Origin of the sequence: Hoeflea sp. IMCC20628, from assembly GCF_001011155.1 — a bacterium.
Taxonomy (GTDB): Bacteria; Pseudomonadota; Alphaproteobacteria; order Rhizobiales; family Rhizobiaceae; genus Hoeflea.
The window spans coordinates 4,641,687-4,668,383 of record NZ_CP011479.1; the positions used below are offsets into that span (position 1 = coordinate 4,641,687).

The window sequence follows — 26,697 nt, forward strand, 5'->3', positions numbered from 1 at the left end:
GGATACCCCTATTCCAATCGGCGCAATGCTCGTCCGACCCAGTCTGGTGTCGGCTTCAGGATCGCATTGTGCAGATTTTCGCGAATGTCCTGGGGGAAGAGAGCCGAGCCATCCACGCGCGTGTCGTAGTGCAACAGCATGCATTCGACTGTCGCGCACTCGCGTGCGCCGGACCACATGGTGTGCCCGACATGCAGACGCTTGGCGTCCACCCCCAGTATGGCGGTTTCAATCGACAGGGTTGCCGACGCGCGCACCTCGCCGACATACCGCAAATGCGTTTCCAGCGTGTAGAGCGCGCAGCCGGTCCTGTCGAAATACTCGGTCCCGATGCCAAAGTGGTCCTGAAGCTTCCAGGTCGCGTTGCTGAACGGGACCTGGTAATAGGCCTCGTTCAGGTGGCCATAGGCGTCGAGCCAGTCCTTTTGAAGCGGTTCTTCGTGCAGGCGGAATGTCGACATGGCATCACCCGATCAAGAAGGTTTTGCGAAGACGACCAGCTTGGTCATCGCGGGAATCAGGTTGTCGACGTCTTTGACCTCGAATCCGATCTTTTTGCCGGCTTCTGTCAACCACCCGACAGAGAGCGAGCGGGCTTCGGGCGTGAACGCCATGTGCTGCAATTGCCACAGTGCTGCAAGGGCCGGGCCGCGCCGGTCCTCTTCGACCATGAAATCATGCACGATCAGTTTGCCGCCAGGCGACAGCGCCTCGAATGCCTTCTGCAAAAGCCCCTCGACGTCTTCACCCGGCACGCCGCTCATCAGATAGGACATCAGGATGGCGTCCTGGTTACCCGGCCACTGCACCTCGATGGCGTTGCCGGGAATGTAGCGCACGCGGTCGACCAGATCGGCCTCGGAGATGAAACGCCAGCCGATCTCGGCCACATTGGGGAAATCGATGATGGTCGCGTGCAGGTTTTCGTATTCCGTGCACAGGCTGATCGTCATCGCGCCGGTTCCGCCGCCGACATCCAGCAGGGAGGCGGCAGTGCTGAGATCCACCTTCCGGGCAAGCGTCCGACCCGGCCCGAGCGACCCGGCATGCTGGCTTTCGGAATAGACCGACGCCTGCTCTTCATCCGCCATCCAGTGCTTGTAGGAGGCAATCGCATCCTCGGATAAATCGCCTTTCATCACGGCGTTGAGCTGGAGCAGGAAGGGATACATCTGCTGGTCGATCTGATAGCGCAGGTAATCGCCGAAATCATATTTCGACTCCTTCGACAGAAAGCTCTGTGCCGCGGGAGAGTTCCGGATTTTCCTGTCATCTGCGATGGTGAGCAGGCCAACACTGGCAAGCGCCGTCGTCAGAATGGCAACACGATTGATCGGGATATCGGCGTCCCTGGCCAGTTCCTCGGCCGACTTGGGGCCATCCGCGAGCATCGAGAAAAGATCGACGTGGAGCCCTGCAAACAGGGCTTTGGAAGCCATGAAACCGAAGGCAATCGACGAGAGGTCCTCTGCGCTTTCGATCGGCTTTTCACAAGTCGTCACTGTATCCTGGGCCAGCATGCTGTCCTCCCCTGTTTCCGTCTTTTGTGATTATGCGCGGAGCATACACACCTGGTTCTGCGGCGCAACATGGGGCCTAGGTCTTGCCGGAGGGAGGCGCTTGAAGGCTGGTTTGGATTGATATTACAGCAAAAAATCAGTTCGCCGCCCGAGGCAGTCAGGGAGCGCGATGCAACATGCGGCCGTCTGACGGTTTTGCTCAGACAGGCAGCTCAGATAACCCAAGCACCCTCACGCATGCCGCTCGCCGATGCCCCATCTCACCCGCGCCCAGAGGCGTTCGTGAACGAAAAAGAACGCGAGGCCGCTGGTGGCGGTGGTCAACGCGAAACTGAGGGCGGTGAGCACGGAGCCGGTGTGAAACCAGGCCAGCGCGCCTGTCACCGCAAGGCCGATGACCTGCCAGGTGAGAGCTTTCGCGATGGTTCTGAGTTTCGTTTCCATGGTGTCTCCTGTGGGCATTGCTGCGACAGGGCCTTTCTACTCCGCTCGTGAACTCGCCGAAATTCTGTATCTTTGCAGCAAAAACGCGCGTTTGTTGATTAAAGACACCAAGCGTGTGAAAGTGCAGCAATGCACAAGAATGAACGATCAGAGCTGTTTCGCACCCGGTTGGCTGCCCGGCTGGCGCTCAACGGGATGAGCCGCAGCGCTTTGGCGCGGGCGGCTGGGGTCGATCGCTCGACCATTGCGCAATTGCTGGCCAGCGACGAGGTTCGGCTGCCGAATGCGCATCTGGCGGCGGAATGCGCGCAGGCGCTTGGCGTCAGCGCCGACTGGCTGCTGGGCCTGTCGGACCGGCCCGAATCAGCGGCCGAGGTGCTGTCGGCGAATTTCCGCATGGAAACGGCGCAGCGGACACCGGCGGACGAGCAGATCATCGCCTGGCACCAAGAAGCTGCCGGGCACAAGATCCGGCATGTGCCGGCGATGCTTCCCGACATTCTGAAGACCGAAGCGGTGCTGGAATGGGAATATGCCGCTTTTCTCGACAAGACCCCGGAACAGGCACGCGGCGCCATGCACGAGACGACCGAGTGGCTGCGTGCGCCGGGGTCGGACTATGAAATCTGCGTCTCGATCGACAAGGTGAGGTCGATGGCGCGGGGGCATGGCTACTGGGAAGGGCTTGATCGCGATGTCCGGGCCGAGCAGATCGAGTTCATGGCAGATGGCTGCGCCCGGCTGTATCCTTCGCTGAGGCTGTATCTCTACGATTCGAAAAAGGTGTTTTCTGCGCCGATTTCCATTTTCGGGCGGCTGCTGGCTGCGGTTTATGTCGGGCAGTTCTATCTGGTCTATCGTGACAGCAAGCAGGTGAGTGCGCTGACCGAGCATTTTGACACGCTGGTGCGCGAATCAGAGGTCGAAGCGCGCAATGCCGGCAAGATCATTCGCGAGATTTTTGACCAGGTCTGAGTTCCGGGGCGGCTCAATCACCGACTGACGCGTGCTTTTTCCGCGAGGATGAGCATTGCCACAAAGGCCGTCACCTTTGCGGGGCGAAAGCGCGATGGCGGGTAAACGGTGTAGATGCCGCCGTCCCGCAGGGTCCAGCCGGGCAGGATGGCCTGCAGGTTTCCTGCCAGCAACTGATCGTGGACCAGGTAGTCGGGTAGGACCGCGAGGCCAGCGCCTGCCTTTACCGCCTCGAGAAGGGCGGGCGTGCTGTCAATGGAAAGCGTGTTCTCCATTTGCACCGTCACATCGTCGCCTTGTGAGTTTTCAAACCGCCAGATATCGGGCTCTGTCATCATCGCATTGGAGACAAAATCGACCGCTTGAAGGTCGTCGGGATGGGCGATGTCCGGCAATCCGGACAGGTAGTCGGTTCCGCCGACCAGCAGTTGTTTAAATCCGCCGATCTTTCTGGCCTGCAGGGCCGAATCGGTCAGCCAGCCGACGCGGATAGCCAGATCCAGTTCGCCGGTCATCAAATCGCTGCGGCTTTCGCCCAGGTGGAAATCAACCTTGCAGAACGGGTGTTGGCGGCGAAAGGCTGCGACCACCGGCGTGACGATTGCCGTGCCGTAGTCGTTGGGCGCGGTCAGTCGCAGCGTCCCTGTCGGCACGGCTGTCATCTGTGACAGCTCCTCGAAAGCCTCTTCGGCCTCGGCAAGAATGGTTGCGCAATGGGCGTAGAAGTTTTGACCCGCCTCGGTCGGGCTGACCTTGCGCGTGCTGCGGATCAACAGCGTTGCCTGAATCTCCTGTTCCAGCTGGGTGATCTGGCTGCTGACCACAGCCTTCGTCACCTTAAGGCGCTCAGCCGCGCGGGTGAAAGACCCGGTTTCGACCACGGCGGCAAAATAGGCGAGGCGGTTGAGATTGTAGCCTTTTGTCATGGATTTGATTGTTAGCTTTATCCAAACAATATGTCAAAATCGTTTGTCTTTCGGAGATCGCTGAAATCCATCATGTTCTGGGTCAAGGAGACAGACCATGACCCAACAGACCATGACCAAGGCAATCACACTACACTATCTGTTCGATCCGCTTTGCGGCTGGTGCTACGGCGCGTCGGCGACCGTTGCCGAGCTTGCGCAGCATCCCTCCATCGATCTCCAGCCGCTCGCGACCGGTTTGTTTTCCGGCCGTGGTGCGCGGTCGATGGACGGCTTTGCGGCACAGGCCTGGCAGGCTGATCAGCGGATTGCAGAACTGAGCGGCCGCACTTTCAGCGAGGCTTACCGGCGCGATGTGCTGGGCGCAAAGGGTGCGATGCTGGATTCCACCATTGCGACACGAGCTGTGACGGCTGTCTCGATGGAAGCCCCGAAACGGGTGATCGAGGCGCTCAAGACAATCCAGGAAGCCCGTTATGTGGGCGGCAAGGATGTAACGTCTGCCAAGGTCGTTGCGGAACTGCTGAGCGGACTTGGCCTGACCCAATCCGCCGCCCTCGTGATCGAACCTGATGAAGCGCTTTTGCGTCTGCTTCAGGAGCGCACGGCAGAGGCCCACGCCACGATGGCAAAATTCCACGTTCAAGGTGTTCCTGCCCTGATCGTCGGGACTGGCGATGCACGCCAGCCGATGAACGCAAGCGCGCTCTATTCCGGAACCCAACCCATGCTGGCTGCCCTCGGGCTTGCCTGAAATTCCTCTCAAACGAAAGAAAAGTCCCATGTTTACCAGGAGAACTGTCATGAAACTTTCAGCAGCGGCTGGCGCCGCAACGCTCATGTCTTCAACCGGCTCGAATGCAAATGACGCGGGCCTTATCTGGACCCATTTTCCTGCCGGGGAGAATGGCTTCAACCGCGCCCCTGTTCTGGTGACTGGCGAGACTGAAGCCATTCTGATCGACGGTGGTTTCACACTTTCAGACGGTCGCAAGCTGGCTGAAAAGATCAAGGCCACTGGCAAGACGCTGACCACTATCTATGTCAGCCAGAGCGATCCGGATTTTTACTTCAGCCTGCGTCCGATCGTCGAGGCATTCCCCGATGCCCGCGTGATTGCCGCCAGTGTCACGATCGAAGCCATCAATGGCAATGTCGCCAAGAAGATCGCGACCTGGGGACCGCAGCTGGGCGAAAATGGTCCGCAATCGGTCGAAGATGTGGTGATGCCTGCCGCCTATGATGAAGCAACCTTGAGCGTCGATGGGCACGATATCGCGATCGTGGCGGCAGAGGGCCTGGCCAATCGCCGTTATCTCTGGTCCGAAGACCTGAAGGCCGTCTTTGGCGGTGTTATGGTCTTCTCCGGCGTCCACGTCTGGACTGCCGATACGGCAAAGAAGGAACAGCGTGCTGCCTGGGTCGCAAATCTCGACGCCATCTCGGCGCGCAATCCGGAGGTGGTCGTCCCTGGACACATGACGCCGGAAGCACCGCTGGGCATTGCGGCAATTGAATACACCAAAGCCTATCTGCTGGCCTTCGAGGAAGAACTGGCCAAGGCCGGCAATTCGGCAGAGCTTATTGCGGCCATGAAGGCCCGCTTCCCTGACCTGGGCGGTGCTGCCAATCTCGAGCTCGGTGCCAAAGCTGCCACCGGCGAAATGAAGTGGGGCTGATCATGGGTGCCAACCTCGATCTGGTCCGCGCGACCTACGAGGGCACATCGGAAGAGAACGGCCAGGCACTGCTGGCCGCTCTCGCTCCGGATGCCTCATGGACCGAAGCGGCAGGTTTCCCCTATGCGGGAACCTATGTCGGCCCAGACGCCATCATCAAGGGCGTGTTTCAACGTCTGGCCACGGAGTGGAGCGGGCATTCTGCAAAGGTCCACAGCTTCATGGAAGACGGCGACCGGGTTGCTGCTTTTGGCGAATACCAAGGCACCTATGTGGCGACCGGAAAGTCGATGCGGGCGAGCTTTGCGCACCTCTACGAAGTCAAGGATGGCAAGATCGTCAGCATGACCCAATTCGTCGACAGCGCCATGGTGCAGGCCGCAATGCGCTAGTAGGCGCAATCACCCACGACATTTTTGACCAGGGCTGAAATGACCGGCAGTACTGGTGCGATTCGGCGAAAAATGTAGATTGCAACTGTGTGAAACGGATGAAGCGCGAGGACTGCGATAATGAAACGGATGTTGATTGCGATTTTTTCAATGCTGATGGCCGGACCGGTTGTTGCCCAGGATGGCGCGCCGCGGATCGATGATATCGTCTGGTTCAATATCGACAGCTACTGCAGTTTCACGCGGGCTGATCATAGCTTCGATTACAATGATCCCGAAAGCTGGCGCTGGGTGCTGTTTACCAATTTTCCTGCAGAGGATGGTCTCGATCCGATCGAATCACCGTTCATGCGGATTGACGGACAGCTGACGCAATTGGCGCAGACCGGCATCCGGCCACTCGATGGCGGTGCGGTTCGCAGCTATCAGTCCCACCACGCGGATCCCTATCTGGTTGAAGTGAGCCTGCTCGAAGGCGAGAGGGGCATGGAAAGCTCGGCTTTTTCGGGGACGATCACCGTGTCGCGCAACGGTGCTTCGAGCGAGATTGCCTACAAGGGCGATTGCGGCGTCTGAGGCCCTTGCGGGAGCGGCGGTCAGACGGTGCATGAGGTTTTTGACAGAACCGGGTGCACGGTGCATGTGTTTACGACAGTCACGCGGGTTGCCCCTGACGCCGCGATCTTAACGAAGGCATTCCCTTGGATCCCATAGTCAATCCCCGCCCGGCGCGGCACGATGTTGATCGTGAAGCCATGCCGCCCGTGGCAATGGTCATGGCGCTGTGCACCTTCATGTGCTTTGCGGCTCTGGACACCGGAGCCAAGTATCTGGTGACGGCAGGTTATGCCGCGGTGTTCGTGGTCTGGTGCCGGTTTTTCAGCCATGTGGTGATATCCTTTTTCGCGTTTCAGGGATGGCGCCGGGCGGATATGTACCGGATGACGAATGCGCCCCTGCAGGTCCTGCGCGGTCTGTTGCTGCCGGCCACCACATTGTTCAATTTCATGGCCTTGCGCGAGTTGCAGCTGGCGCAGACCGTCAGCATTTTTCTCAGCGTGCCGATGATCGTGACTGCACTTGCCGGGCCGTTGCTGGGTGAATGGGCCGGGCCGCGGCGCTGGGCGGCGATCATGGTCGGCTTTGTCGGTGTGCTGATTGTAGTGCGACCGGGAACCGATGTGTTTTCGGTGGCCATCGTCTGGTCAATCCTCGCGGCGATCACTCACTCGATCTATTCGATCATAACCCGCAAGCTGGCACTGCAGGAGAGCCAGTCCAGCATGGTGTTCTATTCCAGCATCTTTGGAGCTTTGTTGATGGCGCCGCCGGCGCTGATCTACGGGCAGATGCCGGGCTCGGTTTTCGATTTCGCCGCTCTTGCCAGCCTCGGCGTGTTCGGTCTGGGCGGTCATGCGTTGCTGGTCAAGGCGAGCCGGCTTGCCAGCGCGTCGAAGGTGGCGCCATTCATCTACAGCCAGATTTTGTGGATGATCGCACTCGGATACTTCGTCTTTGGCGACGTTCCCGATGGCTGGACTCTGGTGGGGGCCGCGATCATCTGCATGAGCGGATTCTACATCATGAACCGGGAGCGGCAGATCGCCCGCAAGGAGCGCAAGCTGGCTGCACTCGACTGATAGCGCCGGTGCAACGAAGAACACTGTCGCTTTGGCGTGACGGCGCCACATGATAGAGCCTGATCAGGCTTGAGGTGGTTTGAAACGATGATGCGTCATTTTGGCGCTGCTCGAGTGTGGAAGCTGTTGGAGATGAAACGGAGATGCCGGGATGATTGAGTTTTATTGGCCGACGACACAGGGCGAATGGCTGGCCTGGAGTGCGGCATTTGTGACAATCGGCTTTGGCCTGCTGCTGCTGTTTGCACCACGGCTTTCGCTCAGGGTCCTGCGGCTTCGAACCGCGCCTGATCATCCCGAAGCTGTGTCGGAAGCCCGCGCCACAATGGCCGGGTTCTATCTTGGTGTGGGGGTCTGTGCGCTGTTGTTCGCCCAGCCGCTGATCTATCTGGCGCTGGGCGCTGGCTGGGCGTTTACAGCCTTCGGGCGAATCATTTCGATGATGTCGGACCGGGGCATGAACTGGTACAATCTGGTTTCCGTGGTGATCGAAATTTTGCTGGCGGCAGCTCCACTGCTATACGGGATGGGATTGATTTGAAGACAGTCGGCTTTTGGCGCTTGCTTAAACCGCAAGATTGGGTCAACTCATCCTAAAGCAGGGCCATATGCTGCGTCCGGCGTGTTGCGACTCCCCTCGCTCTATGCTAGACGGACCGCGCATTTCGGGAAAAACAAGTTTTCGAGCTTGGGGACCCCGAAATTTACCGAAACAAAATCAAAGGCTTGCCTTTCCGGATTCCGGTCGAGTGCAGGCTCTTGGATGCCAATGAGAGACAATCCAGCCCGTGGCAGATAACTCCCATCATATTTCCGGTGTCGCCGAACGCTATGCCTCCTCGCTTTATGAGCTGGCAGTTGAAGCCAAGTCGGTTGATGCCGTGGCCAAGGATCTTGACCGTTTTCAGGTCATGATCGATGGCAGCACTGATTTGCAGCGCCTGGTCAACAGCCCGGTATTTTCGGCTGAAGATCAATCCCGCTCGATCGTTGCGCTGATTAAAAAGGCGGGCATCACCGGCCTGGTCGGCAACTTCCTCAAGGTCGTTGCCAGCAACCGTCGGCTTTTTGCCGTACCGATGATGATCCGCGCCTATCATGAGACCGTTGCCCGCGATCGCGGCGAGGTCACTGCCGATGTGACAACCGCACATGCGTTGTCGGCGGCGCAGGAAAAAGAACTCAAGGCCACGCTATCCGGCGTGACTGGGAAAACCGTGACGCTTGACGTCACAGTCGATGCTTCGCTGCTGGGCGGTCTGATCGTCAAGATTGGCTCACGCCAGGTTGACACATCGCTTCGCACTAAACTTTCCACCCTTAAGCATACACTGAAAGAGGTTGGCTGATGGACATCCGCGCCGCGGAAATTTCCGCAATTCTCAAAGACCAGATCAAGAATTTCGGCAAGGAAGCCGAAGTCTCCGAAGTCGGTCAGGTCCTGTCCGTCGGTGACGGTATCGCCCGCGTTTACGGCCTCGACAATGTTCAGGCTGGTGAAATGGTCGAATTCCCTGGCGGAATTCGTGGCATGGCGCTCAACCTGGAAGCCGACAATGTCGGCGTCGTGATTTTCGGTTCCGACCGGGACATCAAGGAAGGCGACATCGTCAAGCGGACCGGCGCCATCGTTGACGTGCCTGTTGGTCCGGAACTGCTCGGCCGCGTTGTTGACGCGCTCGGCAATCCGATCGACGGCAAGGGTCCGATCAAGACCAAGATCCGCGCCCGCGTCGACGTCAAGGCGCCTGGCATCATGCCGCGCAAGTCGGTGCATGAGCCGATGGCGACAGGCCTGAAGGCAATTGATGCGCTGATCCCGGTTGGCCGTGGCCAGCGCGAGCTGATCATTGGTGACCGTCAGACCGGCAAGACCGCGATCATTCTCGACACGATCCTCAACCAGAAGGCCATTCACGAGAACGGCCCTGACGCTGAAAAGCTCTACTGCATCTATGTTGCGGTCGGCCAGAAGCGTTCGACGGTTGCACAGTTCGTCAAGGTTCTCGAAGACCGCGGCGCGATGAAGTATTCGATCGTGATTGCGGCGACCGCATCCGACGCCGCACCGCTGCAGTTCATTGCACCGTTCGCCGGTTGCGCAATGGGCGAATATTTCCGCGACAACGGCAAGCATGCACTGATCGCCTATGACGATCTGTCCAAGCAGGCTGTTGCCTATCGTCAGATGTCGCTGCTGCTTCGCCGTCCGCCCGGACGTGAAGCCTATCCTGGCGACGTTTTCTATCTTCACTCGCGCCTGCTCGAGCGCGCCGCCAAGCTCAATGAAGCCAATGGTGGTGGTTCGCTGACAGCTCTGCCGGTGATCGAAACCCAGGCCAACGACGTGTCGGCCTATATTCCGACCAACGTGATTTCGATCACCGACGGTCAGATCTTCCTTGAAACCGAATTGTTCTTCCAGGGCATTCGCCCGGCGGTGAACGTTGGTCTGTCGGTGTCCCGCGTGGGATCGGCCGCTCAGGTCAAGGCGATGAAGCAGGTTGCCGGTTCGATCAAGGGCGAGCTTGCGCAGTACCGCGAAATGGCGGCATTTGCCCAGTTCGGCTCCGACCTTGATGCCGCGACACAGCGTTTGCTCAACCGTGGTGCGCGTTTGACCGAGCTGCTCAAGCAGCCTCAGTTCTCGCCGCTCAAGACGGAAGAACAGGTTGCGGTGATCTTTGCTGGCGTGAACGGCTATCTCGACAAGGTTGCCGTCAAGCAGGTTGGCAGGTTCGAACAGGGCTTGCTGGGTTACATGCGCAGCGAAGGCAAGGATGTGCTCGAAACCATCCGCAAGGAAAAAGCTCTCAGCGACGACACCAAGTCGAATCTGAAGGCCGCAGTCGACACTTTCGCAAAAACCTTTGCTTAACGGCATTAAGACCGAGGACGGATAACGGATGCCTTCACTCAAGGATCTGAAAAACCGGATCGCCTCCGTCAAGGCGACGCAGAAGATCACCAAAGCGATGCAAATGGTCGCAGCGGCGAAGCTTCGGCGTGCCCAGGAGGCGGCCGAGGCCGCACGGCCTTATTCGCAACGCATGGCTGCGGTGATGTCCAACATCGCCGAAGCTGTGGGTAGTGGCGATGACGCGCCGCGTCTGATGACAGGAACCGGAAAGGACGACGTGCATCTGCTCGTCGTCTGTACCGCTGAACGTGGCATGTGTGGCGGTTTCAATTCGCAGATCGCCCGCTTTGCACGCGAACAGGTTCGCCGCTTGCTGGCTGACGGCAAGACTGTCAAGATCCTGTGCGTCGGCAAGAAGGGCTACGATATCCTTCGCCGCGAATATTCGGCTCTGATCATCGAGCGTGTGGATTTCCGCGAAGTCAAGCAGATGAGCTTTGCCCAGGCCGAACTGGTCGCGGACAAGGTCATGGATCTGTTCGAAAAGGGCGGCTTTGACGTTTGTACTCTGTACTATTCGGAGTTCAAATCGGTCATCAGCCAGGTCCCGACCGGACAGCAACTGATCCCGGCGACCACCGGAGCAGAGGCTGCCGACGCAAGCGCCTCGGCGATCTACGATTACGAGCCGGGTGCGGAGGAAATCCTCGAGGATCTGCTTCCGCGTTCGATCAAGGTGCAGATCTTCAGGGCGCTGCTCGAAAACGTTGCAGGTGAGATGGGCGCGAAAATGTCCGCCATGGACAACGCAACCCGCAATGCTGGCGAGATGATCGACAAATTGTCGATGAGCTACAACCGTCAGCGGCAGGCCCAGATCACCAAGGAACTCATTGAAATCATTTCGGGCGCGGAAGCGCTCTAAGGTACACGGAAGAGGGTAAGATACATGGCTAAGGCAGCTACCCCGGCAACCAAGCCCGCAGCGGCGAAAAAACCCGCAGCGGCTAAGAAGCCCGCAGCAGCGCGCGCATCACAGGCGAGCACAACTGCAACCGCAGCGGCGAAGGCCGGCGCGACCGGCCGCATCACCCAGGTGATCGGCGCTGTTGTGGACGTAACGTTCGACGACGGCACATTGCCGGCGATCCTGAACGCGCTTGAAACCACCAATGTGGGCAACCGCCTGGTGCTTGAAGTCGCACAGCATCTCGGTGAAAACGCAGTTCGCACCATTGCCATGGACTCGACCGAAGGTCTGGTTCGCGGGCAGTCAGTGCTCGACACCGGTGAGCCGATTTCGGTGCCGGTCGGCATTGAAACGCTCGGTCGTATTCTGAACGTGATCGGTGAGCCGGTTGACGATGCCGGTCCGGTCAAGACCAAGACCCGCCGCGGCATTCACCAGGACGCTCCGGCATTCAGCGAACAGTCAACAGAAGCTGAAATTCTGGTAACCGGCATCAAGGTTGTCGACTTGCTCGCACCTTATGCACGTGGCGGCAAGATCGGCCTGTTCGGCGGCGCCGGCGTTGGCAAGACGGTTCTCATTCAGGAACTGATCAACAACATCGCCAAAGCCCATGGTGGTTATTCCGTGTTTGCCGGTGTTGGCGAACGTACCCGCGAAGGCAACGATCTCTATCATGAGATGATCGAATCCGGCGTGAACAAGGAAGGCGGCGGCGAAGGCTCGAAATGTGCACTCGTCTTCGGTCAGATGAACGAGCCTCCAGGTGCACGTGCGCGTGTTGCCTTGACCGGCCTGACGATTGCGGAACAGTTCCGTGACGATGGCCAGGACGTGCTGTTCTTCGTGGACAACATTTTCCGCTTTACCCAGGCTGGTTCGGAAATGTCGGCGCTTCTGGGCCGTATTCCTTCCGCTGTGGGCTATCAGCCGACACTGGCTACCGATATGGGCCAGATGCAGGAACGCATCACGACCACCAACAAGGGCTCCATTACGTCCGTGCAGGCCGTTTACGTGCCGGCCGATGACTTGACCGACCCGGCGCCTGCTTCGACCTTTGCCCACCTGGACGCGACAACCGTTTTGAACCGGTCTATCGCTGAAAAGGGCATTTACCCGGCTGTGGATCCGCTCGATTCCAACTCGCGCATGCTTGATCCGTTGATCATCGGTGACGAGCACTACGAAGTGGCCCGTGCGGTTCAGGAAATCCTGCAGCGCTACAAGTCGCTTCAGGACATCATCGCCATTCTGGGCATGGATGAGCTGTCCGAAGAAGACAAGGTGACTGTGGCGCGCGCCCGTAAGGTCGAACGCTTCCTGTCACAGCCGTTCTTCGTGGCTGAAGTGTTTACCGGCGCGCCTGGCAAGCTGGTCGATCTGGCCGACACCATCAAGGGCTTCAAGGGCCTGGTGAACGGCGATTACGATCACCTTCCCGAGCCGGCTTTCTACATGGTCGGAACCATTGAAGAAGCCGTCGAAAAGGCTCAGCGCCTCGCCGCTGAAGTAGCCTGAACCTGAAATTGCCCGCGCATTCCGGCACTCGCCGGTTTGCGCGGTGCACCCGAACAGCACTGCGATAAAGTGAACGTCATGGCTGACAGCTTCAATTTTGAACTCGTATCCCCGGAACGGCTGCTTTTCTCGGCAACCGCGACCGAAGTCGTCATTCCCGGCACCGACGGTGAAATGACGGTGATGGCGCATCACGCACCAACCATGACCACGATCAAGCCTGGCGTGGTCACCGTGGTGACCGCCGATGGCAACACCGAACGTTTCGTGGTGTTTGGCGGCTTTGCCGACATCGTGCCTGAAGGCTGCACGTTGCTGGCCGAATCGGCAATGGCAGTGGGCGACATCGACCGCAGCGATCTTGCCCAACGGCTTCAGAATGCGCGCGAAGATGTGACGGACGCATCAAACGACGCCTCCAAGCAGAAGGCGCAGGAATATCTCGATCATCTGACCACGCTGGAAGCAGCGATCTAGATCCAGCGGTCATTCAGATGCGTTTTGTCAGGCGGCTTTCGGGCCGCCTTTTTCGTGGCGTAAAAGTCTGAAATCTTCAACGCTGGGTGAGCGTGGTGAACAATTCGGCATAGGCATCGGGATAGACCAGGGGTCCGGTCCAGCCTGCAAGCGCTCCCTTCTTCAGTTCCAACGCCAGAAACCGCGGCCCCTGACAGGCAATCTCGGCACCGTCGGCGGTCCGGGATTTGAAGCCGAACCGGCAATAGTAATCCGGTTGCCCGAAGACGAAGACCGAGTGCCAGTTTTTCTGCCGTGCCAGTCGCAAGGCATGGCGGACCAGTTCAGTGCCGATCTGCATGTCCCGCCAGGCTGGCAAGATGGCTAGCGGGTCCAGCGCCAGAGCCCGTTCCGGGCCGGCCACGGGGGTCAGCAGGATATGACCGACGACCTCGCCGTCGAGTTCGGCGACAATGGAAATTGCCTCCGCCGTGGCGGCCAAAACCGCTTCCGATACGCCTGCATTGGCATATCCAGAGGCTTCGAGAGCCGCAATGGCCGGCACATCAGCGGCATTGCTGTCGCGATAGATTGCCTTTGCGGCGATGCATTTGCGTTCAGACATAATATTCCTCGATCGATCGCCGCACAGCCGCCCTGGCGTGCAATCTGGTGGTATCATAGGCCGGGATGGTGTCGCTATCGGGTGGGACCATTAACGTGAGTTCCGGGCAGCCCAGAATGATTGCATCAGCGCCCCGATCGCTCAGCTTTCGGATCAAATCGTTCAGATAGGTCTGCAGTCCTGGCCGTATCACACCGGCACTGAGTTCAGTGTAGATGATCTGATCTAGTTGGACACGGTCTTCTCTCTCGGGGATGATGGTTGAAATGCCGAAGGTTCGCTCCAAACGATGACTATAGACATCGGTCTCCATGGTGGCGCGAGTGCCGAGCAGACCGACTTTACCAAATCCGTCCGCTGCAATTTCCGACCCGACGGGGTCGGCTATATGCAAGAGGTCAAGGCCCGATTCGGCGCTGATGGCGTCGCTGACCTGGTGTATGGAGTTGGCCGCCAAGACGATGAATTTGGCGCCGCCCGCCTTTAGTCCGCTCCCGGCCTCGGCAAGAACAGAGCGGATGGAGCCCCAATCATCATTGGCGCGGTATTCCCTGATTTGCTGGTAATTGACCGAATGAAGCAATACCCGTGCGGTGTGATCATCGCCGAGTTGTTTGCGCGCATATTCATTCATCAGGCGGTAATAGGTTGCCGTTGTCTTCCAGCCATTGATGCCACCCAACAGGCCTATCAGGTTCATCCCTTGCTCCCGGCCAGATGTCCAAAGGCTGCAACAACCTGATCATAGGCCTTGCGCTTGAATGGAACGATCAGCCCAGGCAATTCCTGCATCGGCTTCCATTCCCAGGCGTCAAATTCGGGTTTGTTGCCAACCGGCGGCGGATTGATCTGAATCTCGTTTTCATCGCCGGTGAAGCGCATGGCAAACCAGCGTTGCCGCTGACCGCGATACTTGCCCTTCAGGCCAATGCCGATCATCGGCTCGGGAAGATCATAGTCGATCCAGTCAGGAGCCTCGGCAAGCAGTTCGACCGAGCGCATGCCGGTCTCCTCGTAAAGTTCACGCAACGCCGCCTGACAGGGGTCTTCGTCGGCGTCAATGCCGCCTTGCGGCATCTGCCAGAGTTGCGGCGAACCGTCATACTCGGTGTTGCCTTCGGCAATACGGCGGCCAGCCCAGACAAGTCCGTCCTTGTTGAGCACCAAGATCCCCGCGCATAGGCGATAGGGAAGATCTTTTGCGCGCAGGTTGTGGGTTCGCTTTTCCGACATGGAGTTCCTGTTTATCTTTCCGGATCGTCCGCGGCCGCGGAAGCTGATACGATCTCGATACCCCGGGCTCTGGCTTCTTCTGCCCAAGTCGCGATTGCGTCAATGCTGACATCAAATGCGGAGGCCACGCCGATTGCGCTTCCGTTGCGCCGGGCGGTACGCTCCAGGTCGTCCAGCTTGGAAAGAATGTAGCCGCGCTCCTGGGTCCCGTCGAGCACCATGTCAGATGCGGCGAAAGGAATACCGAGTGTTTTGGCGAATTTGTCGGTCAGCGATCGCGCCGATGTGCCGTCATCGAGAAACATGATGCCGCGCTCAGCAACATCCCGCATGATCGGTTCCAGTGCATCAGGGTCCGCCAGGAAACGTCCACCCATGAAGTTGGTGATGCCGGTGTAATTGGTGATGCGGGCCATTGCTTCGTGCAGATCCGCCAGATTGGCCTGTTCTCCGGCCTCAACCGTCAACGTACCGGCGCCGGGGTCATTGGCCGGATAATCGAATGGCTCAAAGGGAATTTGCAACAGGATCTCATGTCCGCCCCGCCTGGCTTCCTGCATCCAGCGTTGCAGGCTGTTGCCATTGGATGCGAAGGCCAGGGTGATCTCCTCGGGCAGCGTCTTGATCGCATATTGGGTACCGGTCTGGCTGAGGCCAAGACCGCCGACGATGATGACCACGCGGGTGCCGCGCGTTCCCGACCAGGGCCGGGCATAAATATCAAAAGCGCGTTCGCCGTCAGGGCCGCGAACCGGCAGCGATCCTTCAGGTGCGGTCTCAAGTACCGCTGGGTCAGGCAAATGCGCCAGATGCGGGTTCTGACCGACCTGGCCAGGCGCCTTGAGCAGAACCGGGCGGTTGTCGGGGCGCTTTATCGGGCTGATCTTGACGATTTCCTCGCCATCGTCGCCCAGTGTGATCGCGACATCGGCGCCAGATTGACCATGCAGGTTGTTGAGCGATCCATCCTGTTCAAGCTCGCCTGCAAGCGCGTTGTTGTCGATGGAAGCTTCATCCGGGGAGGTATTGGTGGATTGTTCCGTGGTCTCGGGCCCTGCTTCGGGCTCAGTGGAGACCAGCGTCGGCTCTCCGGTGCCGATGCCGGCGCCTGACAGCGACATCCAGGCTGCTCCGCCGATGACGAGGCACAACACCGCGATCGACAACAACGGCCGCGACCAGGCACGTTTGGCCTTGGCAGGTTGTGGTCTGTTGGCCGGCTTGCGGTTTTGACCCAGCGGTTGATGGATATTGTCGCCCACGTTCTTCTGTCCGAATCCCGATGCGGCTTGATTGAATCAGTCCGCCGCCCCGCTTGCAAGCCAGAGCGGTGCAAACGGGGCGGCGGACACTAACAGGTCAGTTCTTGACCGCAGCCTCTTCCGGGCTCGGCGGGAAGGCGGCATCGGTCTTGACGCCGCGCAGCAGATCCAGCGCATAGCCGAGCTGGACATCGTCCTTCGGATCCGGCGGGACATAGGCGATCGAGCCGGAGCCCTTTTCGTCCTCGTTCTCGCCCTGGATATGACCGCGCAGTTCGCTTTCGCCTGATGGCTTCACGCGACCGCGCAGTTCTTCGGGAACAGGCTCTTCGACGCGGATATCGGGCTTGATGCCGGTACCCTGAATCGAGGTGCCTGAAGGGGTGTAGTACAGCGCCGTGGTCAGCCGCAGTGCGGTTTTGGCATCGAGCGGAATGATGGTCTGCACCGAGCCCTTGCCAAAGGATGTCGTGCCCAGAACGGTGGCGCGACGGTGATCCTGAAGTGCACCAGCGACGATCTCGGAGGCAGATGCGGACCCGCCATTGATCAGCACGATCACCGGCTTGCCGCCGGTTAGATCACCCGGACGCGAGTTGAAGCGACGGGTTTCTTCCGGGTTGCGGCCGCGGGTCGAGACGATTTCGCCACGATCCAAGAACGCATCGGAGACGCTGATCGCCTGGTCTAGCAAGCCGCCCGGATTGAGCCGGAGATCGAGTACAAATCCCTTGAGCTTGTCCTCGCCAATTTCTTCGGTGATCTTTTCGATCGCAGTGGAGAGATCGTCATAGGTCTTCTCGGTAAACGAGATCACCCGCAGATAACCGACATCCTCTTCGGCACGGAATCGCACGGCCTTGACCGCAATGATGTCGCGCACAACCTTGATCTTGATCGGCATGTCGGCGCCTTCGCGCAGAACCGTCAATTCGATTGCGGTGTTGACCGCGCCGCGCATCTTGTCGACCGCCTCGCCAAGCGAGAGGCCGCGGACAGCCTCGCCGTCAATCTCGGAAATGAAGTCCCCGGCGAGAACGCCGGCGCGCGCAGCGGGCGTGTCGTCGATCGGTGTGATCACCTTGACCAGTTCATCCTCCATTGTGACTTCGATCCCAAGTCCGCCGAATTCTCCGCGGGTCTGGGTGCGCATGTCATCGGCGGCATCCTGATTGAGGTAGCTTGAATGCGGATCAAGCGAGGACAGCATCCCGTTGATGGCGTTCTCAATCAGCTTGTCTTCTTCCGGTGGCGTGACGTATTGCGCGCGCACGCGCTCAAACACGTTGCCGAAGATGGCAAGTTGCCGGTAGGTCGCGGTTCCCGCCGCTTCGGCGGAGCCACCATAGGAATTGATCGCGCTGACAGCTGTTGCGCCCATCAAGACACCGACCGCCAAAAGTGTTACTTTACGTATCATTGCTTGCCTTTCTCGAAGACATCTCGTCTCTCCACCATGGATGCGGATCGACTGGTTGACCGTCTTTTCTAATCTCAATGTAGAGCGTAGGGCGCTCCGATGCCAGCGTCAAAGCTGCAGAACCGGCAATTCTCGTCTGTCCCATTTTTGCCAGAGGCTCGCCGGAAACCACAAACCGCCCGGCAGGGACTTCGATTTTTTCCATTCCAGCGAGAATCACATGGTGATTGTCACCTGTATCAAGAATGACGATCTGGCCATAGTTGCGAAATGGCCCGGCATAGGCAACCCACCCATCGGCTGGCGCGTAGACCGTCGCGCCCTTGTCCGTGGCCAGAACCTCACCCGTCGTTGTATGCCCGGTTCCGTCATCTGCGCCAAAAAAGCCGATGGTCTCGCCTGTGGCGGGATGAACCAGTGTTCCGGGCAATTTCGAGAATGCATATGCCGGCATAATGCGGTTTTTGTCGGGCACTGCCACCGCTGCGAAGGCGCGGGCCCGCTCCAATCGCTCGGCCAGTTCCTGCTGGCGGTCTTCTTCTGCCTTTCGGGCAGCGTCCGCGGCGGCTTTGAGCGAGTCAATCTCGTCGGCAAGACTGGCGATCACCGATTCGAGTTGGTCTGATCGAACCGAAAGTGCCTCAGCCCGTTGGCGTTCAAGCTCAATCCGTCGCTGGCTTTCAGCCAGCAAGGCGGTTTTCTCCGATGCAAGATTGGCCAGGCGCTGTTCCTCGGCGGCATTTTCGTCAAGTGCTGTTGCCAGCGATTGGCGTTCCAGTGCGATGGATTGGCGCAGGGCTGCCAATTCTTTCAAATCAGCAGCGAGAGCTTCAGTTTCGGAGCGGATTTCGGGCACGACGGCACCAAGCAAGATTGCACTTCGTACCGAGGAGAGGGCATCTTCGGGACTGACCAGCAGCGCCGGTGGCGGATCGCGACCGATTCGCTGCAGGGCGGCAAGTACTTCGGCGAGCACCGCGCGGCGCGAAACAAGAGACATCCGCACCGATTCCTGACGCTCCGACAGACCGGTCAATGCCTGTTCGCCGGCGGTGATCCGCTCATCCAGCGTGGCGCGCCGGGATGCGGTCTCGGCCATCTGCTGATCCAGCGACTTCTGGTCGCCGCGCAACGCGTCGATATCGCTCTCCAGCGCAGCCAGCGCCTTTGCTGCCAGTGCGGCCTGACCGGCGACCGATTGCAGTTCGACCCGGCTGGTCTTTTCCTGCTGTTCCAGTTCGCTGGCGACAGTGGCGGATTCAGGTTCGGTGGGGTCGGTCGCGCGGGCAGGGCCAGTGAACACGAAGCCAAGCAGGGCAAGCGAAACCAATGCAGGTGAAAAACGGGCAAAGGCCGGCAAGCCCGGTGCAGCCCAATTCAAGGGCGCGTGCGCGACAGCAGCAATCCGGAAAGGTCCGGACACATTCGGTTCGGATTGGAAACTCGACATCGGATCACCCTAACCAAGCCGGCGTTAATGCTCCATGAACCATAAGCTCGATGCGATCAATTCTTTGCGATCCATCGGGATTCACGTTGTCTGCGCGAACTGCAGGTTCAGGATCGATGATAGGGATGGCCGGCAAGAATGGTCACGGCGCGGTAAAGCTGTTCGGCGGCCATGATCCGCACCAATTGGTGCGGCCAGGTCATGCGGCCGAAGCAAATCACTGCGTCCGCCTTGGCGTGCAAATCCGGATCCAGTCCGTCAGCGCCGCCGATGGCCACAACCAGATCGCGGCGGCCTTCGTCGCGCAAGCGGCCGAGCTGATCGGCAAATTCCGCTGAATCGGGCGTCTTGCCGCGTTCATCGAGCAAAATCAGCGCCGCACCGTCGGGCATTGCCCGGACAAGCTGCGCGGCCTCCTCTCTCTTCCGCAAGTCGGCGGTGGAGGCGCGGCTTTCGGCCACTTCAATGGTGCGGGCGAAATCCAGCCCCAGCGCGTTGCCGGCTTTGGCAAATCGCTCGAGGTAGCGGCTGGAAAGCTCGTTTTCCGGGCCGGATTTGAGCCGTCCCACGGCAAAAAGTGTGATGCGCATCGTGACCGTGTTCCGGTTTGTACGGCCCTCGCGCGTCGAAGGCCGGATCGCTGCGGTCCTGTAAAGGGCAGCAGGAATTTTGCCTCAAACCGCTGGCAGTTCAAGGATGCGTGCAGCATGTGCTGGCACTGTATCAGGTTCCGCCGTGTCTGCGGGCGTCCGTGAAACCCGGCAGGCCGGTCAGAGCGTGCCGGTCAGTGCAGTTTTTCGTCCGTGACCTCTGGAGCCTGCCACATCTTTTCGAGATTGTAGAACTCCCGGATTTCGGGCCGGAAAACATGGATTATGATATCGTTGGCATCAATCAGCACCCAATCTCCGGTCGCCAGACCCTCGACCCGCGGATTGCCGAAGCCGGCGTCCTTGAGTTCGGTGATCAGTCGATCGCAGATCGATGCCACATGGCGATTCGACCGGCCTGATGCGACGACCATGTGGTCGCCCAACGCCGATTTGCCCGCGATGTCGATGGCTACGATATCTTCTGCCTTGGAGTCCGCCAGACTGTCGCGGACCAGCTGAAGCTGGCGCAAAGCGGCTCGGTCGCCACTTCCCGTCGCTTGTGAGAAATCGCCTTCGGCGTTTCCCTTTGTGTGTTCTGTTCTCAGAGTGGTTCCTTTCCTTGTCCTGAACAGTCCAACAACCGCCGCAACTGTCAACGCAGTCGCGACGCATCTCCAAGATAGTCATTGTCAGCGGCGTTTTTCAAGATGTGGAGCCCTGATTGTTGCCGCGCTCGCTGCGGATGGCGCTCGATGACAGCGAAGAGCGCGGGCCATGAATGAAGGTCCAGGCTGGGGCCTGGAGAAACGGCAGCACGGCGGCGTCGTCTTCATCAACGCGGGCGTGATGATAGGTCTTGGCCATTTTTGACGACAGATAGGCAAGGGTCGATCCGGGCCGGTCGATCACAGCGATGGGGAAGGTTTCGGCGATGCCGCGCCAGTTCTGCCAGTGATGGAAATGCTTGAGATTGTCTGCGCCCATGATCCAGACAAACCTGACGCCGGGATTGCGGGCCTTGACGAAAGCAAGCGTCTGCGCGGTGTAATGCAGGTTGTGAGCGGCTTCAAAGGCTGTGACCTTGACCTTGGGGCCAGGCGCTATGGCACGACTCAGCGCTACCCGTTCCTCGAGGCTTGCCAGTTCATTGTGGTTCTTGAGCGGATTGCCCGGTGTCACCATCCACCACAGCTGGTCGAGGTCGATTCGGCGCAAGGCGATTTCGGCGACCAGTTCGTGGCCCTGATGCGGGGGATTGAAGGATCCGCCGAAAAGGCCGACGGTCATGCCCTTCTCAACGTAAGGCATCTTGAGGAATGAGGAAGCCTTGGCGCGCGTCACCCTCAAGGCCGGATCTGGCCGGTACCGTGGACGCGATACTTGAAGGACGTCAGTTGCTCGACGCCCACCGGGCCGCGGGCGTGCATCTTGCCGGTGGCAATGCCGATTTCCGCACCCATGCCGAATTCACCGCCATCGGCGAACTGGGTGGAAGCATTGTGCAGCAGGATTGCCGAATCAACTTCCGAGAAGAAGCGGTCGGCCACATCTGGGTCTTCGGCAATCACCGCCTCGGTGTGGTTCGATGACCACTGGGCAATATGATTGATGGCGCCATCGATGCCATCGACGAAACGCGCGGCGATGATGGCGTCAAGATATTCGGTGCGCCAGTCATCTTCCGTGGCGGGTATTGACTGGGGCAGCAGTTCCATGACGGCGTTGTCGCCATGGATTTCGCATCCGGCGGCGGTCAGGTCGGCGAGGATATCGGCAGCAAGCCCGCGGTCAATGGCGCCGTCGAGCAGGAGGGTTTCAGCGGCACCGCAAATGCCGGTGCGGCGCATCTTGGCGTTGACCACGATGGCGCGGGCCATCGCAGGATCGGCGGACTTGTCGACATAGATGTGGCACAGGCCCTCGAGATGGGCAAAGACCGGCACACGGGCATCGGCCTGAACGCGTGCAACAAGGCTCTTGCCGCCGCGCGGCACGATGACATCAACCGCGCCATTCAGGCCGGTGAGCAATTCGCCGACGGCAGCGCGGTCGCTGAGCGGAATCATCTGGATGGCGTCTGCGGGCAGCCCGGCGCTTTCAAGCCCCTCAACCAGGCAGGCATGAATGGCGCGCGAGGAATGGAAAGAATCCGATCCGCCGCGCAAGATCACCGCATTGCCGGCCTTGAGGCACAGGGCGCCTGCGTCGGCGGTGACATTGGGGCGGCTTTCATAGATCACGCCGATAACGCCGAGCGGCGTGCGAACGCGCTCGATCCTGAGCCCGTTGGGCCGGTCCCATGCGGCGATGACGCTGCCGACGGGATCAGGCAGACCGGCGATGGCGCGAATGCCGCTGACGATAGCGTCAATGCGGCTGTCATCAAGCTTCAGCCGGTCGAGAAAAGATGATGCCATGCCAGTCGCCAGAGCGGCTTCGACGTCAATTGCATTGGCTGCCAGGATCTCCGGGCTGCGCGCGGAAATGGCGTCGGCCATGGCATTGAGCGCGGCGTTTTTCCGGTCGGTGCTGGCGATCGCCAAGGGTCGCGCCGCAGCCTTCGCGCGACGGCCGATATCGGCCATCAGGGCGGTGATGTCGGCTTGGCTATTGGTCTTTTCCAGCATGGCGGCTCTCCGGGCGCACGGTCAGGCGGTTTTCATACGCAATCGGCGTGACCTCGTAAAGCCGGGAGACGGCCTGAAGGCTGTCAGCTGATCACCATGTCGTCGCGGTGGATCATGGCGGCGCGGCCCGAATAGCCCAGGATGGCTTCGATCTCGGTGGATTTGCGCCCGGAAATGCGCCGCGCCTCGTCGGAATCATAGGCCGACAGGCCGCGGGCGATTTCGCGGCCGGCAGCATCGCAGATCGCAACCGGGTCGCCGCGGTGAAAGTCTCCCGAGACGGCGCGAACACCGGCCGGCAGCAGGCTCTTGCCGGAATGCAGTGCGGTTTCGGCACCTTGGTCGATGGTCAGTCGTCCGGCTGGGTCGAGCTGACCGGCGATCCAGGTCTTGCGTGCGGTTTGCGGCGTGCCCGAGGGCTGGAACCAGCTCGACCGGGCGCCCTTGTCGATGGCCGAGAGCGGATGGTCGGTTTTGCCTGAGGCAATGATCATGGCGCAGCCGGCACTGGTGGCGATCTTGCCGGCGTCGATCTTGGTCTTCATGCCGCCACGCGACAGCTCCGATCCGGCGTCACCTGCCATGGCCTCGATCTCGGGCGTGATCGCCTCGATGGTCTCGAGGTGCCGGGCGTCCGGATCAAGATGCGGCGGAGCGGTGTAGAGCCCGTCAATATCCGACATCAGCACCAGAAGATCGGCGCCGGTCATGGTGGCGACACGGGCGGCGAGCCGGTCATTGTCGCCATAGCGGATTTCGCTGGTGGCGACGGTGTCGTTCTCGTTGATGATCGGCACCGCGCTGTGGCGCATCAGTTCGGCAATGGTGGCGCGGGCATTGAGGTAGCGCCGCCGCTCCTCGGTGTCGCCCAGTGTCAGCAGGATTTGGCCGGCGACAATGCCGTGTGTCGACAGGCTCGCGGACCAGGCCCGGGCCAGCGCGATCTGGCCGACGGCTGCTGCGGCCTGGCTTTCCTCAAGCCGCAGGGCGCCCGGCGCAAGCCCGAGCACGGTGCGGCCCATGGCTATGGCGCCGGAAGACACCACCAGAACCTCGGCGCCGGTATTTTTCAGGGCTGCGATGTCAGCGCACAGCGATTCAAGCCAGGCGCTCTTCAAGCCGCTGTCGCGGTCGACCAGCAGGGCGGAGCCGATCTTGATGACAATCCGCTTGTGTGCGGAAACCGGTTTACGCATCGCCGTCATGATCAGCTGTCCGCGTCGCCCTTGGTGCCGGCAGCAGGAGCGCTGGCGGCGTCCTCTTCAGCCTTGGCGCCGACAATGATGTCGCGCAGCGCCCTGAGCGTGCCGGTCATGCCTTCGCTGGTGATGGCGGAGATCTCGAAAGGAGCCCGCCCGCAAGCCTTTTTGAGTGACCGGACCTTTTCAGCCCGCTGCGTGGCGTCGACCACATCAACCTGGCTCAGTGCCACGATTTCCGGCTTGTCAGCAATGCCGTGGCCATAGGCCTCGAGTTCGTGGCGGACTGTCTTGTAGGCTTGTCCTACGTCCTCTTCCAGCGCCGAGACCAGATGCAAAAGCACCCTGGTCCGTTCGACATGGCCCAAGAACCGGTCGCCGATGCCGACGCCCTCATGGGCACCTTCGATCAGGCCGGGAATGTCGGCGAGCACGAATTCGCGGCCATCGATGGTGGCAACACCCAGATTGGGATGCAGCGTGGTGAAGGGATAATTGGCAATCTTCGGCCGTGCCCGGGTGACGGCGGCAAGAAAGGTCGACTTGCCGGCATTGGGCAGGCCAATCAGGCCGGCGTCAGCAATCAGCTTGAGCCGCAGCCAGATGTTCTTTTCCTGACCTTCAAGGCCGGGATTGGCATGGCGCGGAGCCTGGTTGGTGGCTGATTTGAAATGGGCGTTGCCAAAACCGCCATTGCCGCCGGCAGCCAGACGGTAGCGCTGGCCGATCTCGGTGAGATCGCAGATCAGGGTCTCGTTGTCTTCCTCGAAAACCTGGGTGCCGGCCGGCACTTTCAGGGTGACGTGGTCACCATTGGCGCCGGTGCGGTTGCGGCCCATGCCATGGGTGCCGGTCTTGCCCTTGAAATGCTGCTGGAAGCGGTAGTCGATCAGCGTGTTGAGGCCGTCGACGGCCTCAATCCAGACATCGCCGCCACGACCGCCGTCACCGCCGTCAGGTCCGCCGAATTCGATATATTTCTCGCGCCGGAACGAGACGCTGCCGGCGCCGCCGTCGCCTGAGCGGATATAGACCTTGGTTTCGTCGAGGAACTTCATCTGGCTGTACCGATCCGGGCTTTGAACGCGAGCAGCCGGAAGGCGCGTGCCTCCGGCTTTAGGGCGCATCGATAAACGGCTCGGGCGGCGAGGTCAAAGCCTATTGCGACTGGTGGTAAAGGTGCCGGCCGTGACGCCTCAGGGTTTGATGGCTTTCGCGCCTGCCAATGTCGGTGCGAAATTGACTTTTACGCGGGCAATGGGAAGAGCGAATTTGGTGACAAGAGCGGTGTTGCGCAGTGTGCCGTCGTCCTCAAGCACCAGCTTGTCATGGAAGCGGACAATGTTGGGTTTGCTGCCGGGATTGAGATCGACGCGATAGGTGAAGCGGGCGGTGTTGCCTGACAGGCGAACGGTGGTTTCGCCGACGACATCTTCGCGCGTGCCGGAATAGGTGTCTGATCCGGTGCGGGTGAAAATCCAGGTTTTCGTGTCGCGTTCGCCATCGTCATAGCGAAAATCCTCGCGCAGCGTCAGCACCTTGCCGCGGACGTTGCCGGTCAGGTCGACCCGGAAGGAACGTTTGAGCCCGGTGATGGCGCCGAACGAGCCATAGGCATAGGTTTTGCCCTTGAAGAAATCCTCTAGCCGCAGGTCAGTGGCGTGAGCGGGTAACGAGAACAGGACGGAAAACAGCAGTGCAGCCAGAAGGCTGAAGCGGCGCAGAAGGGTCATGATGAGTTCCTTTCGGGGTCATGACCCTTCTACGTCAGCTCAGACTTGCCGGATTGGTCGAGCCGGCGGGTTTATGCCTTCTTCTTGCTTTCTTTTGACCAGCCGATCAGCGAGACCCAGGTCTTGCGGTCGAGCCGGTACCATTCGACGGCAGCACTGCCGGTGATCGCCAATATGCTGACCATGCCGCTGCCCTGAAACTGGAAGCCGCTTTTTTGCAGCACCCGGCGGGAGGCCGGGTTGATCACCCGGCAACTGGCATCGATATGGCTGATTTCGCGGGTCCGGAAGGCCATGTCGACCAGCGCGTGAACCGCCTCGGTGGCAATGCCGCGGCGCCAGAACGGCTCTCCGATCCAATAACCGATTTCGAGCGCTTTTCCGTCTTCGGAAGCGTCCAGCGAGCAACAGCCAAGCAGTTTGCCGGTTTCGGTTTCAGTGATGGCGTAGACGCAATTGCCATTCTCGCGTTTGGTCGTTGATCGCACAAAGGATTCGGCGTCAGCTCGCCCATAAGGATGGGGAATGCGTAACACCATGGTGGCGATGGCCGGATTGTCGGCGAGAATGGCAATTGCGTCGATGTCCTCGGCGTGGGGCGCACGCAAGACCAGGTTTTCGGTCAGAAGAACCGGGCAATCATAGGCAGCCGCCCTCCGCTCGAAACTTTCCGTATCGTTCGGGCTACTGCTGTCTCCGAGGCTGTCTCTGGGTGCCCTGGCGCTGGCGCCGGGACTGCTGTGGGGGTCTTGTCTCATGGTCATTCTCCGGTTTTGGACAAAAAGAAAGGGGAGATGGTGTCCCATCTCCCCTGTCCTTGTTCCGGTCGTCCGGAGGATGCCTATGCTGGCCGGGTCAATGAGACACCGGTTTGCAAAATGCGATCCGGCTTATTCCGCTGCTTCCGCTTTCGCGACAACAGATACATAGGTTCGGCCGTTGGCTTTCTTGCGAAAGTCAACATTGCCCGGCTGCACGGCAAAAATGGTGTGATCCTTGCCGAGGCCTACGCCTGTGCCGGGATGCCACTTGGTGCCGCGCTGACGCAGGATGATGTTGCCTGAAATGACGGTTTCGCCACCGAACTTCTTCACGCCGAGGCGCTTGGATTCCGAATCGCGACCGTTACGCGTTGAACCGCCAGCTTTTTTGTGTGCCATGGGTCTGCTCCT

At 59.9% G+C, this 26,697-nt stretch carries 31 protein-coding genes; 12 read left to right on the top strand and 19 right to left on the bottom strand.

Annotated features, from left to right (window positions below; all coding sequences use genetic code 11):
• Positions 1-8: 8 nt before the first annotated feature.
• The 3 genes from IMCC20628_RS21765 to IMCC20628_RS21775 form a co-directional block, all read right to left on the bottom strand.
• Entirely contained in the window at positions 9-461 is a 453-nt protein-coding gene (locus IMCC20628_RS21765; protein ID WP_047031947.1) for a thioesterase family protein, read from the bottom strand.
• Positions 462-473: 12 nt separating this feature from the next.
• Entirely contained in the window at positions 474-1,520 is a 1,047-nt protein-coding gene (locus IMCC20628_RS21770; protein ID WP_047031948.1) for a methyltransferase, read from the bottom strand.
• 231 nt (positions 1,521-1,751) lie between these two features.
• Entirely contained in the window at positions 1,752-1,964 is a 213-nt protein-coding gene (locus IMCC20628_RS21775; RefSeq protein ID WP_047031949.1) for a DUF2061 domain-containing protein, read from the bottom strand.
• 129 nt (positions 1,965-2,093) lie between these two features.
• On the opposite strand from IMCC20628_RS21775, the gene IMCC20628_RS21780 reads away from it, so the two are divergent.
• Positions 2,094-2,939, top strand: coding sequence for a helix-turn-helix transcriptional regulator (locus IMCC20628_RS21780; protein ID WP_047031950.1), 846 nt, complete (start codon positions 2,094-2,096; stop codon positions 2,937-2,939).
• A gap of 17 nt (positions 2,940-2,956) precedes the next feature.
• Here IMCC20628_RS21780 and IMCC20628_RS21785 read toward each other — a convergent pair whose 3' ends face one another.
• Positions 2,957-3,865: a LysR family transcriptional regulator gene (locus IMCC20628_RS21785; RefSeq protein WP_047031951.1), complete on the bottom strand. Its 909-nt coding sequence runs from the start codon at positions 3,863-3,865 to the stop codon at positions 2,957-2,959.
• A gap of 97 nt (positions 3,866-3,962) precedes the next feature.
• Between IMCC20628_RS21785 and IMCC20628_RS21790 the strand changes: the two genes are divergently transcribed.
• The 11 genes from IMCC20628_RS21790 (at position 3,963) to IMCC20628_RS21840 (ending at position 13,404) form a co-directional block, all read left to right on the top strand.
• Positions 3,963-4,619 (top strand): DsbA family protein, encoded by a 657-nt coding sequence (locus IMCC20628_RS21790; protein WP_082128273.1) that lies wholly within the window; start codon positions 3,963-3,965, stop codon positions 4,617-4,619.
• Positions 4,620-4,647: 28 nt separating this feature from the next.
• The gene (locus tag IMCC20628_RS21795) at positions 4,648-5,544 is read left to right on the top strand and encodes an MBL fold metallo-hydrolase (RefSeq protein ID WP_047031952.1); all 897 of its coding nucleotides are present in this window, start codon (positions 4,648-4,650) and stop codon (positions 5,542-5,544) included.
• 2 nt (positions 5,545-5,546) lie between these two features.
• Entirely contained in the window at positions 5,547-5,936 is a 390-nt protein-coding gene (locus IMCC20628_RS21800; RefSeq protein WP_047032870.1) for a nuclear transport factor 2 family protein, read from the top strand.
• 120 nt (positions 5,937-6,056) lie between these two features.
• A complete protein-coding gene (locus IMCC20628_RS21805) occupies positions 6,057-6,512 on the top strand; it encodes a hypothetical protein (protein ID WP_047031953.1) in 456 nt (151 codons plus the stop codon).
• Positions 6,513-6,637: 125 nt separating this feature from the next.
• Positions 6,638-7,576, top strand: a complete 939-nt coding sequence (locus IMCC20628_RS21810; protein ID WP_245307837.1) for a DMT family transporter — start codon at positions 6,638-6,640, stop codon at positions 7,574-7,576.
• Positions 7,577-7,727: 151 nt separating this feature from the next.
• A complete protein-coding gene (locus IMCC20628_RS21815) occupies positions 7,728-8,117 on the top strand; it encodes a DUF4345 family protein (protein WP_156174612.1) in 390 nt (129 codons plus the stop codon).
• Between the two features lie 247 nt (positions 8,118-8,364).
• Complete coding sequence (locus IMCC20628_RS21820) at positions 8,365-8,925, top strand: F0F1 ATP synthase subunit delta (RefSeq protein WP_047031954.1); 561 nt, start codon at positions 8,365-8,367, stop codon at positions 8,923-8,925.
• Positions 8,925-10,454 carry a F0F1 ATP synthase subunit alpha gene (gene atpA, locus IMCC20628_RS21825; RefSeq protein ID WP_047031955.1) on the top strand — a complete coding sequence of 510 codons (1,530 nt, stop codon included), beginning with the start codon at positions 8,925-8,927 and terminating at the stop codon, positions 10,452-10,454. Before IMCC20628_RS21820 ends, atpA begins: the two co-directional genes overlap by 1 nt.
• A 28-nt stretch (positions 10,455-10,482) precedes the next feature.
• Complete coding sequence (locus IMCC20628_RS21830) at positions 10,483-11,361, top strand: F0F1 ATP synthase subunit gamma (RefSeq protein WP_047031956.1); 879 nt, start codon at positions 10,483-10,485, stop codon at positions 11,359-11,361.
• Between the two features lie 24 nt (positions 11,362-11,385).
• The gene (gene atpD / locus IMCC20628_RS21835) at positions 11,386-12,927 is read left to right on the top strand and encodes a F0F1 ATP synthase subunit beta (RefSeq protein WP_047031957.1); all 1,542 of its coding nucleotides are present in this window, start codon (positions 11,386-11,388) and stop codon (positions 12,925-12,927) included.
• 78 nt (positions 12,928-13,005) lie between these two features.
• Positions 13,006-13,404: a F0F1 ATP synthase subunit epsilon gene (locus tag IMCC20628_RS21840; protein WP_047031958.1), complete on the top strand. Its 399-nt coding sequence runs from the start codon at positions 13,006-13,008 to the stop codon at positions 13,402-13,404.
• Between the two features lie 76 nt (positions 13,405-13,480).
• Here the strand turns inward: IMCC20628_RS21840 and IMCC20628_RS21845 are convergent, their stop codons facing one another.
• The 15 genes from IMCC20628_RS21845 to rpmA all read right to left on the bottom strand — a co-directional run bounded on the left by IMCC20628_RS21845 (position 13,481) and on the right by rpmA (position 26,685).
• Positions 13,481-14,008 carry an N-acetyltransferase gene (locus IMCC20628_RS21845; RefSeq protein ID WP_047031959.1) on the bottom strand — a complete coding sequence of 176 codons (528 nt, stop codon included), beginning with the start codon at positions 14,006-14,008 and terminating at the stop codon, positions 13,481-13,483.
• Entirely contained in the window at positions 14,001-14,708 is a 708-nt protein-coding gene (locus IMCC20628_RS21850; protein WP_047031960.1) for an amino acid racemase, read from the bottom strand. The genes IMCC20628_RS21845 and IMCC20628_RS21850 overlap by 8 nt, the downstream gene beginning before the upstream one ends.
• Positions 14,705-15,241, bottom strand: a complete 537-nt coding sequence (locus IMCC20628_RS21855; protein ID WP_047031961.1) for an RNA pyrophosphohydrolase — start codon at positions 15,239-15,241, stop codon at positions 14,705-14,707. Before IMCC20628_RS21855 ends, IMCC20628_RS21850 begins: the two co-directional genes overlap by 4 nt.
• A gap of 11 nt (positions 15,242-15,252) precedes the next feature.
• Positions 15,253-16,503 carry a divergent polysaccharide deacetylase family protein gene (locus tag IMCC20628_RS21860; protein WP_047031962.1) on the bottom strand — a complete coding sequence of 417 codons (1,251 nt, stop codon included), beginning with the start codon at positions 16,501-16,503 and terminating at the stop codon, positions 15,253-15,255.
• 97 nt (positions 16,504-16,600) lie between these two features.
• Positions 16,601-17,923 (bottom strand): S41 family peptidase, encoded by a 1,323-nt coding sequence (locus IMCC20628_RS21865; protein ID WP_047031963.1) that lies wholly within the window; start codon positions 17,921-17,923, stop codon positions 16,601-16,603.
• Positions 17,913-19,373, bottom strand: a complete 1,461-nt coding sequence (locus IMCC20628_RS21870) for a murein hydrolase activator EnvC (RefSeq protein ID WP_052766586.1) — start codon at positions 19,371-19,373, stop codon at positions 17,913-17,915. Before IMCC20628_RS21870 ends, IMCC20628_RS21865 begins: the two co-directional genes overlap by 11 nt.
• A gap of 107 nt (positions 19,374-19,480) precedes the next feature.
• Positions 19,481-19,963 carry a 23S rRNA (pseudouridine(1915)-N(3))-methyltransferase RlmH gene (gene rlmH, locus IMCC20628_RS21875; RefSeq protein WP_047031964.1) on the bottom strand — a complete coding sequence of 161 codons (483 nt, stop codon included), beginning with the start codon at positions 19,961-19,963 and terminating at the stop codon, positions 19,481-19,483.
• A gap of 194 nt (positions 19,964-20,157) precedes the next feature.
• On the bottom strand, positions 20,158-20,571 hold the full coding sequence (rsfS, locus tag IMCC20628_RS21880) for a ribosome silencing factor (protein ID WP_245307975.1): 414 nt from the start codon (positions 20,569-20,571) through the stop codon (positions 20,158-20,160).
• 97 nt (positions 20,572-20,668) lie between these two features.
• A complete protein-coding gene (locus tag IMCC20628_RS21885) occupies positions 20,669-21,274 on the bottom strand; it encodes a nicotinate-nucleotide adenylyltransferase (protein ID WP_047032875.1) in 606 nt (201 codons plus the stop codon).
• Positions 21,275-21,309: 35 nt separating this feature from the next.
• Positions 21,310-22,593 (bottom strand): glutamate-5-semialdehyde dehydrogenase, encoded by a 1,284-nt coding sequence (locus tag IMCC20628_RS21890; RefSeq protein WP_047031965.1) that lies wholly within the window; start codon positions 22,591-22,593, stop codon positions 21,310-21,312.
• An 83-nt stretch (positions 22,594-22,676) separates the two neighbouring features.
• Complete coding sequence (gene proB / locus IMCC20628_RS21895) at positions 22,677-23,798, bottom strand: glutamate 5-kinase (protein ID WP_047031966.1); 1,122 nt, start codon at positions 23,796-23,798, stop codon at positions 22,677-22,679.
• 2 nt (positions 23,799-23,800) lie between these two features.
• On the bottom strand, positions 23,801-24,850 hold the full coding sequence (gene obgE, locus IMCC20628_RS21900) for a GTPase ObgE (RefSeq protein ID WP_047031967.1): 1,050 nt from the start codon (positions 24,848-24,850) through the stop codon (positions 23,801-23,803).
• Between the two features lie 138 nt (positions 24,851-24,988).
• A complete protein-coding gene (locus IMCC20628_RS21905) occupies positions 24,989-25,525 on the bottom strand; it encodes a DUF3833 family protein (protein ID WP_047031968.1) in 537 nt (178 codons plus the stop codon).
• Positions 25,526-25,596: 71 nt separating this feature from the next.
• On the bottom strand, positions 25,597-26,289 hold the full coding sequence (locus IMCC20628_RS21910; RefSeq protein WP_047031969.1) for a GNAT family protein: 693 nt from the start codon (positions 26,287-26,289) through the stop codon (positions 25,597-25,599).
• Positions 26,290-26,415: 126 nt separating this feature from the next.
• Positions 26,416-26,685 (bottom strand): 50S ribosomal protein L27, encoded by a 270-nt coding sequence (rpmA, locus tag IMCC20628_RS21915; RefSeq protein ID WP_047031970.1) that lies wholly within the window; start codon positions 26,683-26,685, stop codon positions 26,416-26,418.
• Between the last annotated feature and the right edge of the window lie 12 nt (positions 26,686-26,697).